The sequence below is a fragment of the Pseudomonas chlororaphis subsp. aurantiaca genome (genome assembly GCF_013466605.1).
GTDB lineage: Bacteria > Pseudomonadota > Gammaproteobacteria > Pseudomonadales > Pseudomonadaceae > Aquipseudomonas > Aquipseudomonas chlororaphis_I.
The window spans coordinates 5,786,936-5,800,408 of record NZ_CP059162.1 but is presented as its reverse complement, the minus strand read 5'-3'; the positions used below and the strand labels follow the sequence as shown (position 1 = coordinate 5,800,408).

12 protein-coding genes and 2 pseudogenes are annotated in these 13,473 nt (G+C 63.4%); 9 read left to right on the top strand and 5 right to left on the bottom strand.

Annotated features, from left to right (window positions below; all coding sequences use genetic code 11):
- Positions 1–23 precede the first annotated feature (23 nt).
- Positions 24–1,352 carry an OprD family porin gene (locus tag H0I86_RS26510; RefSeq protein ID WP_180922759.1) on the bottom strand — a complete coding sequence of 443 codons (1,329 nt, stop codon included), beginning with the start codon at positions 1,350–1,352 and terminating at the stop codon, positions 24–26.
- A 333-nt stretch (positions 1,353–1,685) separates the two neighbouring features.
- Between H0I86_RS26510 and H0I86_RS26505 the strand changes: the two genes are divergently transcribed.
- The 7 genes and pseudogenes from H0I86_RS26505 (at position 1,686) to H0I86_RS32605 (ending at position 7,684) form a co-directional block, all read left to right on the top strand.
- Positions 1,686–2,018, top strand: a complete 333-nt coding sequence (locus H0I86_RS26505) for a DUF2790 domain-containing protein (RefSeq protein ID WP_180922758.1) — start codon at positions 1,686–1,688, stop codon at positions 2,016–2,018.
- Complete coding sequence (locus H0I86_RS26500; RefSeq protein WP_308416447.1) at positions 1,997–2,953, top strand: LysR family transcriptional regulator; 957 nt, start codon at positions 1,997–1,999, stop codon at positions 2,951–2,953. Before H0I86_RS26505 ends, H0I86_RS26500 begins: the two co-directional genes overlap by 22 nt.
- A gap of 320 nt (positions 2,954–3,273) precedes the next feature.
- A complete protein-coding gene (locus tag H0I86_RS26495) occupies positions 3,274–4,596 on the top strand; it encodes an OprO/OprP family phosphate-selective porin (protein ID WP_180922756.1) in 1,323 nt (440 codons plus the stop codon).
- A 214-nt stretch (positions 4,597–4,810) separates the two neighbouring features.
- Positions 4,811–5,539: pseudogene (locus tag H0I86_RS32620) on the top strand (PAS domain-containing protein); the annotation flags it as partial.
- Between the two features lie 156 nt (positions 5,540–5,695).
- Complete coding sequence (locus H0I86_RS32615; protein WP_373369439.1) at positions 5,696–6,127, top strand: methyl-accepting chemotaxis protein; 432 nt, start codon at positions 5,696–5,698, stop codon at positions 6,125–6,127.
- Positions 6,128–6,367: 240 nt separating this feature from the next.
- A pseudogene (locus tag H0I86_RS32610) lies at positions 6,368–7,093 on the top strand (PAS domain-containing protein); the annotation flags it as partial.
- Positions 7,076–7,684 (top strand): methyl-accepting chemotaxis protein, encoded by a 609-nt coding sequence (locus tag H0I86_RS32605; protein ID WP_373369438.1) that lies wholly within the window; start codon positions 7,076–7,078, stop codon positions 7,682–7,684. The pseudogene H0I86_RS32610 and the gene H0I86_RS32605, both read left to right, overlap by 18 nt.
- A 51-nt stretch (positions 7,685–7,735) precedes the next feature.
- Here H0I86_RS32605 and H0I86_RS26480 read toward each other — a convergent pair whose 3' ends face one another.
- Entirely contained in the window at positions 7,736–8,653 is a 918-nt protein-coding gene (locus H0I86_RS26480; RefSeq protein ID WP_180922753.1) for a LysR family transcriptional regulator, read from the bottom strand.
- Positions 8,654–8,866: 213 nt separating this feature from the next.
- A complete protein-coding gene (locus H0I86_RS26475; protein ID WP_180922752.1) occupies positions 8,867–9,640 on the bottom strand; it encodes an SDR family oxidoreductase in 774 nt (257 codons plus the stop codon).
- Positions 9,641–9,808: 168 nt separating this feature from the next.
- On the opposite strand from H0I86_RS26475, the gene H0I86_RS26470 reads away from it, so the two are divergent.
- On the top strand, positions 9,809–10,408 hold the full coding sequence (locus tag H0I86_RS26470; protein ID WP_180922751.1) for a flavin reductase family protein: 600 nt from the start codon (positions 9,809–9,811) through the stop codon (positions 10,406–10,408).
- Between the two features lie 6 nt (positions 10,409–10,414).
- Here H0I86_RS26470 and H0I86_RS26465 read toward each other — a convergent pair whose 3' ends face one another.
- Positions 10,415–11,497 carry an SDR family oxidoreductase gene (locus tag H0I86_RS26465; RefSeq protein WP_180922750.1) on the bottom strand — a complete coding sequence of 361 codons (1,083 nt, stop codon included), beginning with the start codon at positions 11,495–11,497 and terminating at the stop codon, positions 10,415–10,417.
- Between the two features lie 97 nt (positions 11,498–11,594).
- On the opposite strand from H0I86_RS26465, the gene H0I86_RS26460 reads away from it, so the two are divergent.
- Positions 11,595–12,497: a LysR family transcriptional regulator gene (locus H0I86_RS26460; RefSeq protein WP_180922749.1), complete on the top strand. Its 903-nt coding sequence runs from the start codon at positions 11,595–11,597 to the stop codon at positions 12,495–12,497.
- 7 nt (positions 12,498–12,504) lie between these two features.
- Here H0I86_RS26460 and H0I86_RS26455 read toward each other — a convergent pair whose 3' ends face one another.
- Entirely contained in the window at positions 12,505–13,389 is an 885-nt protein-coding gene (locus H0I86_RS26455; RefSeq protein WP_180922748.1) for a LysR family transcriptional regulator, read from the bottom strand.
- Positions 13,390–13,473: the final 84 nt, after the last annotated feature.

Here is a 13,473-nt window from a genome sequence, read left to right as displayed (position 1 = left end):
TCGCACCCGCCCGGCACAAAGGTTTAAAGAATGGCCAGCGGATACTCGACGATCAGGCGAAATTCCTCCAGGTCCGACTCGAAGCTGCTGGAGCGCACGGTGGCCTGGCGGATGCGCAGCGACAGGTCCTTGAGGGTGCCGCCCTGCACCACGTACCTGGCTTCGATATCGCGCTCCCAGCGGCGCTGGTCGGTCAGCGGATTGCCGTCCGCATCACGGCGCATGTACACCGCGTTGGCATTGCTGTAGTCGGCGTCGCTGCCTTTGCCGTAGCGGGTCATGAACGACAGGCCGGGAATGCCGAAGGTCTCCATGTCGAGGTCATAGCGGACCATCCACGAGCGTTCCTTCGGCGAGTTGAAGTCGCTGTACTGGATCGAGTTGTCGAGGAAGATCGAGTCCGACTGGCGCAGGTAGTCGAAGTCGTCGTCACCGTTGTTGCGCTGGTGCGACAGCGACAGGGTGTGGGCGCCATAGGTGGCGCCGACCTTGGCGCTCCAGATGTTGTTGTCGAACTCGCCGAGCAGCTTCTTGCCCTCGTCCACCGCTTTATAATAGTTGAACCCGGCGAACAGCGAGAACTGGTCGGAGATCGGCCAGGTGGCCGCGGTGCCGAAGTAGTACTGGTCCCAGGCGTCCTTCAGGCGGCTGCTGTAGAGGCTGAAGCTGAGGTGTTTGTTTGGGCTGTAGTCGCCGCCGAAGTAGGCGACCCAGGGCGAATCGACCTTGCCGGCATAGAAGGTCGCGAAGCCGTCGCGCAGGCTGCTGCTGTCGGGCTGGCTCATGCTGTGCAGGCGCCCGCCCTGGAGGTTCAGGCCGTCGATGCTGGTGTTCTCGAAGGTGGCCCCGCGAAAGCTCTCCGGCAGCAGGCGCGAGTCGCCGTAGTGCACCACCGGGGTTTTCGGGAAGACGTCGCCGACCTTGATCACGGTGTCGAGCAGGCGCAGTTTCGCCGCGCCGCCGACCTTGCTGTAGTTGTCGGCCGGCTGGTTGTCGCTGTCCACTGGCAGCATGCCGAATGAGCCGCGCCCGCCGCTGCGGCCGCCGCCCGAATCGAGCTTGAGGCCGTACATGACAAAGGCGTCGAGGCCGAAGCCGACCGTGCCCTGGGTGAAGCCGGACTCGAACTTGCCGATCAGGGCCTGGGCCCAGGCTTCCGAGTAGCCGTTGCCGGTGGGGCTGGACTGGCCTTTGCGGTCGTCGCGGTTGAAGTAGAAATTGCGGGCCAGCACGTTGAGGCTGCTGCCCTCGATAAAGCCTTCGGGTTTTTCTTCTGCAGCGTTCACGGCCAATGGGCCGAGCCCCAGTACCGCGGAAAACACGGACAGGGACAAGCGGGTATGGGTACGCATGTTGTTTGCTCCTGGATATGGGCAGCTATCAGCTGTTATGTCGCCTGAGGCGTTCTTGTTAGTTGTTCTCGCGAACCGTCCGGTCAACGGCTGGAGTCAATGCCGATAGTTGCAAACAACAGATAACGCGGAGGTGACCCGGTTATTACAATTTTGCAAGATTATCAATGTGAAGTTGTTTCGGTTAATGGTCGCAGGCCTTGTTTTATATAGGCTTTGTTCGTGTCCAGAAACAGATGTTGGGTTTATTAAATATAAGTAATGTAGGCGTGATCTTCCTGACAGGGTCTGCTGGTTATCCTCGTTGCAACTAACCACAGCGAGGAAAGAGTCATGAAACTATTTAAATTGAGTATTGCCGCCCTGGTACTTTCCATGTCGTCCCTGGCCATGGCCGAGGGTGGTGGCGACCGCACCTTCGAGCGGGCCATGAAGGAAAACGAGCGGGCCATGGCGGCTTATGCGGCGAAGCGGGGCAAGGAGGCGCCCGTCGTCGAGGACTACACCTACGAGAAGAAGCTGGATATCAAGAAGGTGGTCAACGTCACACCGCCGATCAAGTCCTGCAATATCGTGCCATCGCGCATGACCTATGAGGACTCGGCGGGCAAGCTCAACACCATCGAGTACAGCGTGCTGGGAGTATGCCGTACCAACGGCAGTTGAACGGGCTGCCTATGTGCGATGAATCGCGAGCATTGGACCCCGGATCGATCGATCGAGATGTCGTTGAGTATTTTCTGACCAGTGCTCGCTGCGCGTGCTTCAAACAGGCAGCGCGCAGCCTGAATACCCGCGTGACAGTGTTGCGCAAGCAGTTGCGGCTATTGGAGGAGCGCCTCGGTGGTCCGCTGTTTGTCTACCGGCAGAACGTCTTGCGCCTGACCCTCAAGGGCCAGCGACTGCAGACACTGTTGGCGGCGCAACGGCAAGTCCCTGAATTACCCAAATCCGGCCGCGCGGCAGTGCCCGTGGTGCGCCTGCTGGCGGCTGACGCCTTGTTGCACGACCTTGTCCTGCGCGACCTGCTGGCCTTTGTACGGCGCAATGCGACCGTGCGCCTGGATCTGGAAATCTCCAGCGCTCCCCACGCCTGCGCGCGCCCGGCGGACATCATGCTCTGGCTCGCCGAACCCGGAAGCCCGCGGCCCGATCCCGGCTTCGCCACCACCACGCCATTCGCCCTGGCCCGGATCGGCTATCAGGTCTGCGTGGCCAAGCGCTATTGGCGAGTGGCGGCCTTGCCCAGCCAGGCCAGGCACCTGGACGACTACATGCTGGTACAGGTGCGTGAGTACCTGAACGTCGCGGCGCTGGAACCCTGGAACCAACTGGTCCGCCAGCGACCGGCCGGCGTGGCGCAGGTGCATACCCATGAACTGGCGCTGGAAATGATCAGGCGCGGTGCCTGCATCGGCGTGCTGCCTGCCTATATCACTTCCCTGGACAGCAACCTGCTGGCGCTTCCGGCGCTGTTCCCGCAGCAGATGCAGCGCAACGCCTGGTTGAGCACCCATGCGCTGGCGGCCGGGCGCCCTGAGGTACAGGCCATCGTGACGCTGATTCGCCAGGCGTTCGACGCGCGCCAGGAGTGGTTCTGACCCCGTGCCCGGGGCGTTTTTCCGGGGGCGGCGGCCGACACCCGAAGGCTGGTTTTATCCACCGTTTTCAAAAGTTGAAATGTTTCTGACATCTGCGCGACGGATAGCGAGAAGCGGGATGTTTTTCCAGCAAACCCGTGTTTTCAAGCGCTGCGCCCGCTACGAAGTCGAGACCGGCTTAGTTGTCATCGAATTATCTTTTTAATAAACAAAAAGTGTCATGTCGGATTCCCAGGATCGCCCACGGTCAACCTGATCCAGCCGCTGAAGTTGCTGGTTGCAGGTTGCCGCCACACTAAAAGCCAAATCGGGAGTCTCGAATGTTTATTAAAAAGCTCTATATAGGGTTGGGGAACGGTATTGCCTTGGGTTTGCTCGGCGCGACCCTGTCCGGGACGGCCCAGGCCGGCATAGTGACCACCGATGGGGCCGATATAGTGTTGAAGACCAAGGGCGGTCTGGAACTGTCGACCACGGACAAGGCGTTCAGTTTCAAATTGGGCGGCCGCGTGCAGGCGGACTACGGCACCTTCGACGGTTACTACACACGCAACGGCAACTCCGCGGATGCGGCGTACTTTCGCCGGGCCTACCTGGAGTTGGGCGGCACGCTCTACCGGGACTGGAAGTATCAGATCAACTACGACCTTTCCCGTAACGTGGGCAACGACAGTACCGGCTATTTCGACGAGGGCAGCCTGACCTATACCGGCTTCAACCCGTTGAACCTGAAAGTGGGGCGCTTCTATACCGACTTCGGCCTGGAAAAGGCCACCAGCTCCAAGTGGGTCACTGCGATGGAGCGCAATCTGTCCTATGACCTGGCGGAGTGGATCAACGACAACAGCGGCATGGGCGTGCAGGCCAATGGCGTGGTGGGCGGCATGGCGTATCTGTCCGGCAGTGTGTTCAGCGAAAACAACAACGACACCGATGGCGATAGCGTCAAGCGCTACAACCTGCGGGGGGTGTTCGCCCCGCTGCATGAATCCGGCAACGTGCTGCATGTCGGTGCCCAATATGCTTATCGCGACCTCAAGGATGCCGCCGTCGATACCCGTATCCGTTCGCGCATGGGCATGCGCGGCGTGGAGACCAATGGCGGCAACAGCGCCGACAGCAACGGCAATCGCGCGGTGTTTGGCGGCAGCACGGCGCAGCAGGGGCTGTGGACGGACGATTCGGTCTGGGGCGTCGAAGGGGCCTGGGCCGTGGATGCGTTCTCGGTTCAGGCGGAATACCTGCGCCGGACGCTCAAGGCCGACGCCGCACAAAGCGACATAAAGGCCTCCGGTTATTATGCGCAATTGGCTTATACCCTGACGGGCGAGCCGCGGATCTACAAACTGGACGGCGCCAGGTTCGACACCATCAAGCCCGAGAACAAGCAGTGGGGCGCCTGGGAACTGTTCTACCGCTACGACTCGATCAACGTCGAGGACGACAATGTGGTGGTCAGCAGCGCTACGCGCCAGGTCGGCGATACTGAGGGCAAGACTCATACCCTGGGGGTCAACTGGTACGCCAACGAAGCCCTGAAACTCAGCGCCAACTACGTCAAGGCGCGCACCGATAACCTCAGCAACGCGGTGGGCGACGACACCGGCAACGGCCTGGTCATGCGCATGCAATACCAGTTCTAGAGCCTTTGCCAGGACGCCTTTGACGAAGGGCAGCGTCTTCGCGCAAGCGCTCGCGAGGACGTTGCCGCAAGTGCTCCGCCCCGCTGGCGCTCAGCGCCGATTCGAGGGGCGAGAATATTTTCGCTGACGCCGGTCGGCGGGACCTCCAGAAAACTTCGCCAATGCCGATGGAGACGCTAAGTCGTTCTTGAAAACTCCTTCACCGGTGCATCCCATGTTCAACAAAAGCTTGAAGCAAGAGCTGTTGGCTCTACGCGAAGAACTCTCGAGTCTCCAGCAAGTGAAGGACAGTCTCGACAGCGAAATGTTGGTGCTGATTCTCGATCCTGATGGACGCATTCTGTCGGCCAACGGCAACTTCAACCAGGAAATGCTCTACAGGGGCAGCGAACTGGTCGGCCGCCACATCGAGGACATTGTGCCGGCCCACGTCAAGACCGATGAGTTCCACCACCGTTTCAAGGCGACGCTGACCCGTGGCGAACACTTTGCCGGCGCGGTACGCCTGCTGCGCGGCAATGGCCAGGAAGCCTGGCTGCGTTCGATCTCCCAGCCGGTTCGCGATTCCCAGGGGCGGATCAAGCAGTTCTCGATCTACTCCAGCGACCTGACCCGCACCATCGAAGCGTCTCGCGAGCACGAGAACCTGATCGGCGCGCTGGTCCGTTCCACGGCGGTGATCGAGTTCGACCTCAACGGCAACGTGCTGACGGCCAATGAGCGGTTCCTCAACGCCATGGGCTACAGCCTGGCGCAAATCCAGGGCAAGCATCACCGCACCTTCTGCGAACCCGAGGAGTACAACAGCGCCGAGTACCAGGCGTTCTGGAAGCGCCTGAACGCCGGCGAGTTCGTCGCCGGGCGGTTCAAGCGCATCGACAGCTACGGCCGCGTGGTCTGGCTCGAGGCCTCCTACAACCCGGTGGTCGATGCCAACAACCGGCTCTACAAGGTGGTGAAGTTCGCCACCGTGATCACCGACCAGGTGAACCAGGAGCAGGCCGTCGCCGAGGCGGCGAACATCGCCTACAGCACCTCGCTGCAAACCGACAACAGCGCCCAGCGCGGCACCAGCGTGGTGACCGAGGCGGTGAACGTGATGCGTGACCTGGCCAAGCACATGCAGCAGGCCGGTGAAGGCATCGAGGCGCTGAACGAGCAGTCGCTGGTGATCGGCACCATCGTCAAGACCATCAGCGGCATAGCCGAGCAGACCAACCTGCTGGCGCTCAACGCGGCCATCGAAGCGGCGCGCGCCGGTGAACAGGGGCGCGGCTTTGCCGTGGTGGCCGACGAAGTCCGGCAACTGGCCTCGCGCACCAGCAAGGCCACCGACGAAATCGTCGGCGTGGTGCGGCAGAACCAGGACATGGCGCGCGAGGCCGTGGCGCTGATGACCGACGGCAAGGCGCAGGCCGAGCAGGGTCTGGCCCTGGCCGCCGAAGCCGGTACGGTGATTGTCGAGATCCAGGACGGCGCGCAGAAGGTGGTGAATGTCGTTGGCCAGTTCGCCAGCCAGCTGTCGAACTGAGTCTTGCCCCTGATCCGGCGTCAGGCCTGTTCCAGGCTGTGACGTCGGTGATCAAGTGGCCGCCAAGCCGGTGGCCACGATCTGCCCCGATGCCTGTGCGCTCTGCGCAGGTGTTCCGTTAGGAAGTTTCCTGTCTCTGCGGGAGACAAATCCTAAAGAGCCTTGAGCGCGTCAAGAATACTTCCCCAACGCCGATGGTGAGGCTCCAGCAGTCTCCAATCACAGGCTATCGGTGTATCCATGTTCAATAAACGTTTGAATCAGAAGCTCCTCGCGTTGGGCGAAGAGTTTCGTGTACTTGAGCAGGTCAAGGAAGGTTTCGAGCGCACCCTGCTCAGCATCGAACTCGATCCGCAGCGCCGGGTCCAGGTGGTGAACCGCAACGTTACCCAGTGCATGCAGTATTCCTCCGAGGCGCTGCTGGGCTCACCCATCGACAAGCTGTTGCCGGACGATACCCGGTCCGAAGAGGCGCACTCGCGCTTCATGACCGCGCTCGCCTGCAGCGAGCCCTTCGACGATATCCTGCGCCTGCGTCGCGGCGACGGCCATGACGCCTGGCTGAGGGTGATCCTGCAGCCGATTTTCAACACTGAGCGGCAACTCAGGTCCTTTTCCCTGATCGCCAATGACCTGACCGAGACCGTGGAAACCACCTGCGAGCACGACAACCTGATCGCGGCCCTGCTGCGTTCGACCGCGGTGATCGAGTTCGACCTCAAGGGCCGGGTACTGACCGCCAACGAGCGGTTCCTGAGCTGCATGGGCTACAGCCTCGAACAGATCCTGGGCCAGAACCACAGCCTGTTCTGCGAGCCGCAGGAGTACAACAGTCCTGGCTATCAGACGTTCTGGGCGCGCCTGAACACCGGCGAGTATGTCGCCGACCGCTTCAAGCGCATCGACAGCCACGGCCGCGTGGTCTGGCTCGATGCCTCGTACAACCCGGTGGTCGATGCCAACGGCAAGCTCTACAAGGTGGTGAAGTTCGCCACGGTGATCACCGAGCAGGTCAAGCAGGAGCAGTCCGTCGCCGAGGCCGCGGAAATCGCCTACACCATCTCGCAGCAGACCGATAGCAGCGCCCAGCGCGGTTCTTCGGTGGTGACCGAGGCGGTGGCGGTGATGCGCGATCTGGCCACGCACATGCAGCAGGCCAGTGACGGCATCGAGGCGCTGAACGAGCAGTCGCGGGTGATCGGCAGCATCGTCAAGACCATCAGCGACATCGCCGAGCAGACCAACCTGCTGGCGCTCAACGCGGCCATCGAAGCGGCCCGCGCGGGTGACCAGGGGCGTGGCTTCGCGGTGGTGGCGGACGAGGTCCGGCAACTGGCCTCGCGCACCAGCAAGGCCACCGACGAAATCGTCGGCGTGGTCCGGCGCAACCAGGACATGGCCCGCAACGCAGTGGTGCTGATGGCCGACGGCAAGACCCAGGCCGAGCAGGGCCTGGCCCTGGTCGCCGAAGCCGGCACGGTGATCGTCGAGATCCAGGACGGGGCGCAGAAAGTGGTGAGCGCCGTCGGCCAGTTCGCCAACCAATTGTCCAGCTGATCTCCAGGCGGCCTAGGCCGGCGTGGGCGTCATGACCGGGCGGGGCAGTTGTCAGCCCTGCCTGTCGTTTTCGAGATGGGGCGCGACCAGGGTTTCGAACCATTCGATAAAGGCGTTCAGCCGGCGCGAGCGATGGTTGCGATTGGGATAGAGCGCGGAGATCGCCATGGACGCGGGGCGAAAACCGGGCAGGACTTCCACCAGTTCGCCGCTGTCGAGCAGGTACTGCACGTCGAAGCGCGGGATCTGGATCAGCCCCAGCCCGGCCCGGCAGCAGGCGATGTAGTTTTCGGCGTTGTTGACGATCACTCGGCTGGGCAGGTTCAGTTCCAGTTCGTGACCGTCGGCCAGGTATTCCCAGGGCTGTTCGCGGCCCGTGCTGGGGGAGCCGTAGCCGACCATCCAGTGACTGTCGGCCAGGTCGCCCGGGGTTCGCGGCTGGCCGTGCTCCGCCAGGTATGCGGGGCTGGCGCAGTTGATCAGGGCCAGGTGGCCCAGGCGCCGAACGATCAGGCTGCTGTCGCGCAGGGCGCCGACGCGGATCGCGCAATCCACCCCCTCCTGCACCAGATCGATGGAACGGTCGGTGGAGCCCAGGGCCAGTTTCAGGCTGGGGTAGCTGGCGAAAAACCCGGGCAGGGCGGGGGCGATCAGGCGCCGGGCGATCCGGCTGGGCACGTCGACATTGAGCCGGCCATAAACGTCCAGCTGACGGGTGTGAAACAGTTGCTCGAGTTCCACCGCATCGCTCAGCAACAGGCGCGCACGCTCCAGCAGGACCGCGCCGTCGGCGGTCAGTTGCACCTGGCGCGTGGTGCGGTGCAACAGGCGCGTGGCGAGGGCGGTTTCCAGTTGCTGCACCGCTGCCGAGACGGTGGCCCGGGGCAGCTCCAGGGCATGCGCGGCCTTGATGAAACTGCCCATGTCGGCCACCTGGATGAACACACGGTATTGCTCGAGCTTATCCATGGATGGGGCGGGGTCCGAAGCTTGCGGTGCGCATTTTCTGTAGGAGCGAGGCTTGCCCGCGTAGCGTTGTATCAGACAGACCTTGATCGCGGGCAAGTCTCGCTCCTACGGAATCATGTCGCACCTGATGGCGATCTTTTCCAGACGCCAATCTACCTCGCCCCTTGGCGGATTACTCGGGTCGATGACAACCGTCGATCAGAAGGCCGAGCCTCACTTGGTGGTGTAGCCGCCGTTGATCAGCAGGGTCTGGCCGGTGATCCACCAGCCGTCGGTGACCAGATGACGGATGAAGGGCACCACGTCCTCGATGTCGGTCAGGCCGGTCTTGCTGAAGCCGGACAGCGCCGCGGCGGTCTTGTGGTAAGCCACGGCGTCCGCGCCTTCGGCCGGGTAGAAGAACGGTGTGTCCATCGGCCCCGGGCCCACGGCGGTCACCGAGATACCGCGGGCGCCGAACTCCTTGGAGGCGGCGCGGGTGAAGTGCTCCACCGGAGCCTTGGCCCCGCCGTAGGCGGCATAGAACGGCGTGTAGGCGCCAAGCAGCGAGGTCACCAGCGTCACCAGCTTGCCGTGGTCCTCCAGGTGTTTGCCGGCTTCCTTGATAAAGAAGAACGCGCTCTTGGAGTTGACCGCGAACATGTCGTCGTACTCGGCTTCGCTGATCTCGACTATGGGTTTTTTCAGGACCTTGCCCACGGTGTTGATGGCGATGTCGATCCTGCCGAAGCGGGCCTTGGCGTCGCTGAAGAGTTGTTCCACGGCCGCGGCGGTGGTCAGGTCGGCCTGCCAGGCATGGGCGTCGACGCCCAGGTTCTTGATCGCCGCCACGGTCTGGTCGGCGTCGGCCTTGCTGGCGCTGCTTTTGTAATGCACGGCGATGGCCTGCGCGCCATGGGCGGCCAGGTCCCGGGCGATCAGGCCGCCCAGGTTCTTCGCGCCGCCGGCGATCAATGCGACCTTGTTTTTCAGAGAATGGTCTGCCATGGAAAAGCTCCTTCAACCTGTGGGGTGAAGGCTCAGTCTAAGTAGTTGCGAGTCAGGGATAAGCCCGGTCAATCTGGATGGATTGTCCAGGAAAAATGCCCAATCCCGACGGCTGCCCAGCACCAGGATGTCGCTACAATTGACTCTTTTTCTCCCGGAGCCTTACCTATGAGCGCATCCCATCGTCGCCCGGTTTCCCTGGCCAAGGCCTATCGCCTGCTCAACCACGGGCCGACCGTGCTGGTCAGCGCCACCCATGGCGGCCAGCGCAACATCATGGCCGCGGCCTGGGCCATGCCTCTGGATTTCGAACCGCCGAAAGTCGCCGTGGTGCTCGACAAGTCCACCTGGACCCGCCAGTTGCTGGGAGCCGCCGGCACCTTCGTGCTCAACGTACCGTGCGCCGCCCAGGTCGATATCGTGCAGACCGTGGGTTCCACCTCGGGCCTGGAGCTGAGCCGTGACCAGGGCCGCGACAAGTTCGTGCTGTATGGCCTGCCGACCTTCGCCGGCGAGCGGGTCGACGCGCCATTGCTCGATGGCTGCGTAGCCTGGCTCGAATGCCGGCTGCTGCCGGAGCCGGACAACCATGAACGCTACGACCTGTTCCTCGCCGAAGTCATCGCCGCCCAGGCCGATGAGCGGGTGTTCAGCGAGGGCCGCTGGCATTTCACCGGGCACGATGCCTTGCGCACCTTGCACCATGTGGCGGGCGGGCATTTCCTGACGATTGGCGACTCGGTGGACGGCAAGACCCTGCCGCTATGATCCGCCTCAGGGAATCAGCCGCCGCTCGCGCAGGTTCTGCAGTTGCTCGCGGATGCTCTGGTGAGTGTCGATGCAGCCGTGGAAACCGGCCTGGCGGATCTTGATGGTGCTCTGCACCATGTCGTAGCCGGTGTTCAGCCAGCCGTCGACGAATGGCCAGGCGGCGAGCTGCTCCCAGGGCGTCGGTTGCAGGCCGTGTCTGGCCACGATGCGTTGCCACAGCGGCGCCTTGTCGGCCATCTGCACTCCCAGGTTCATCGGCTGCGGTGCGGCGGCCGGCAGGTCGAAGAACCCGGCGATCTCCGGCCACACATGCTGCCAGCGGAAGTGGTCGCCATTGGTGATGTTGAAGACTTCATTGCGCGCGCTGCTGGCGTTCAGCGCCCAGAGCACCGCCTGTGCCAGCAGTCGGGCATCGGTGCTTTGATGCAGGGCGTTCCAGGCCGGCAGGCTGCCGGGGAAACGCAGGGGCACGCCCAGCTCCTGGCTGATCGCGGCAAAGGCCGCCACCCCGGTGAGGATATTCATCGGTGAGCCCAGGCTGGTGCCCATCACCCCGTCCGGGCGCAGCACGGTCCAGCCGAAGCCGTCCTGCTCGGCGCGCTGCCACAGCAGGTCCTCCTGATCGTTATAGAAGATCGGTCCCATCATCCGGCCGTCGCTCTCCTTGGCCGGGGTCTTGTAGTGGCCCAGGTGCTCGCCGTAAGACTTGCCGCCACCGATCAGCACCACATGCCGCAGCTTCGCCCCGGCCTGTTTCAGGGCCAACAGGCTGTGTTCGAGCATGGTCACGTTGGGCGCCACGGTGGCGGCCATGGTTTCCCGTTCGCTGTAGGCGCAGAACACCAGGTCGGTGACCTCGCGCAGATCGCCGAAGGCACGATTCACCGCATCAGCGTCCAGCAGGTCGACGCTGACATGGGCCGGCGCCGGGCTGCCGTCGGCCAGTTGCGCGGGGGCGCTACGGCGTGCGGCGGTGGTCAGTCGCCAGTCGGGTTGGCGAACCATGTGTTCGACGATGGCGCTGCCGGTGACGCCGTAGCCGCCGACCACCAGCAAGTGGCGCGCGGGGGAGGTTGGAGTGTTCATGCCAGAGGTCCTTGAGTGAGTGTGCGGACCATCATAGAGTTGGCTTTTGCCGTGAAATAGACGGCTGTCTGGCACATCATTTGTGAGTTGAATTCATATGGCTGGCAGCGATATCAACCGCTTCGCCGAGATGGAAACCTTCGTCAGGGTCGTGGAGTCCGGCGGCATGTCCGCCGCCGCGCGGCTCAAGCGCACCACGCCGTCCTCGGTGAGCAAGCTGCTGGGCCGCCTGGAGTCACGGCTGGGTGTGCGCCTGCTCAACCGCTCGACCCGCCAGTTGCAACTGACCCCGGAAGGCCGGGCGTTCTACGACAACTGCGTGCGGGTCCTGGCTGATGTGCGCGAGGTGGAGCGCGAGGCCACCAACGGTCGCGAGCCGGTGGGGCGGATTCGGGTCAACACCAGCGCGTCGTTCGGCCTGCATGTGCTGGCACCGTTGGTGGCGGAGTTTCTCGGGCGTTATCCGGCGGTGTCCCTGGATATCGTGCACACCGATTCCCTGGTCGACCTGCTGGGTGAGCTGACCGATGTCGCGGTGCGCGCCGGGCCGCTGGAGAACTCGCGGCTGGTAGCGCGCAAACTTGGCGAGAGCCGTTCGATCATAGTCGCGGCGCCTGCTTATCTGGCACGTCACGGGACTCCCCAGGCACCTTCGCAACTGGGGCAGCACAACCTGATCGGCTTCGACTATGCGCGGGCAGTGGAAGGCTGGCGCCTGATGGAAAACGGCACGCCCATGCTGATCCAGCCTAACGGTCGAGTGCAGGCCAGCGATGGCGAAGCGCTGCGGCATCTGGCCCTGAACGGGGTCGGCATCGCCCAGCTGGCGACTTTCACCATTGCCGACGACCTGGCCCAGGGGCGACTGCTGCCGCTGTTGGAGAGGTTTGACGACAGCCGGCCGGAAAGTTTCCACGCGGTGTACCTGGGGCAGGGCGGGCATCTGCCATCCCGGGTCAGGGCCTTTATCGATTTCCTCGCCGAGCGGGTACGCCTGTAGCCGTGGTTTACCAACTGACAGTGTTCAGGGCGTCGGCGAAGACCTTGAGTTTGGGCGAGTACTGGCGCGACGGCGGGTAGACCAGCGACAGCGCCCGGCTGCGTCCGGAAAAGGCCTGCAGGATCGGCACCAGGCGGCCGTCGGCGAGGGCGTCCTCGACGGCGAAGTTCATCAGCTGGGCGATGCCGAAACCACCCAGGACACCGTCCACCAGCGCGTCGCCGATATCGAAGATCAGCCGGCTGGGCACGCTGACATCGCGCACCTTGCCATCGAGCATGAACTGCCAGTCCACCAGGCGCCCGCTGCGCAGGTTGCGCACGGTCAGGCAGTTGTGCTGCTGTAACTCTTCCACTGTCTGCGGTGTGCCATGGCGCGCCAGGTAGGCCGGAGAGGCCACGGTGACCCAGCGCAGCGGCGCCAGGGGCCGGGCGATCAGGCGCTGGTCCTGGATCTCGCCGGTGCGCAGGATGGCGTCGAAGCCTTCGTCGACGATGTCCACCAGGCGATCGGTCATCACCGCCTCGATGCTCAGGTCCGGGTATTGCTCGGTCAGGCGGCCGATCAGCGGCATCACCACCTTGCGCCCGAACAGCGACGGCGTGCTGATCTTCAGCAGCCCGGTGGGCGAGTCGCGGCGGTCCAGCAACAGGCATTCGGTCTGCGCCAGTTCGGCCAGCAGCGGTGTGGCGCGCTCCACCAGCAACTGGCCGTCCGGGGTCAGGCTGACGCTGCGGGTGTTGCGTTGCAGCAGGCGCACGCCCAGTTGCTGCTCCAGGCGCGAAATGGTCCGCGACAGGCCGGACTGGGTCAGCCGCAGATCGCCGGCGGCACGGGTGAAGCTGCGGGTCTCGGCGACCCGGACCAGCAAACGAACGGCGTTCAGATCCATGATTAAAGTCATCACTGAAAGAGCAATGACGGTATTTATCATCTAATCAGCATCAAAGAAACTGAGGGCCCTCCATTCACACAA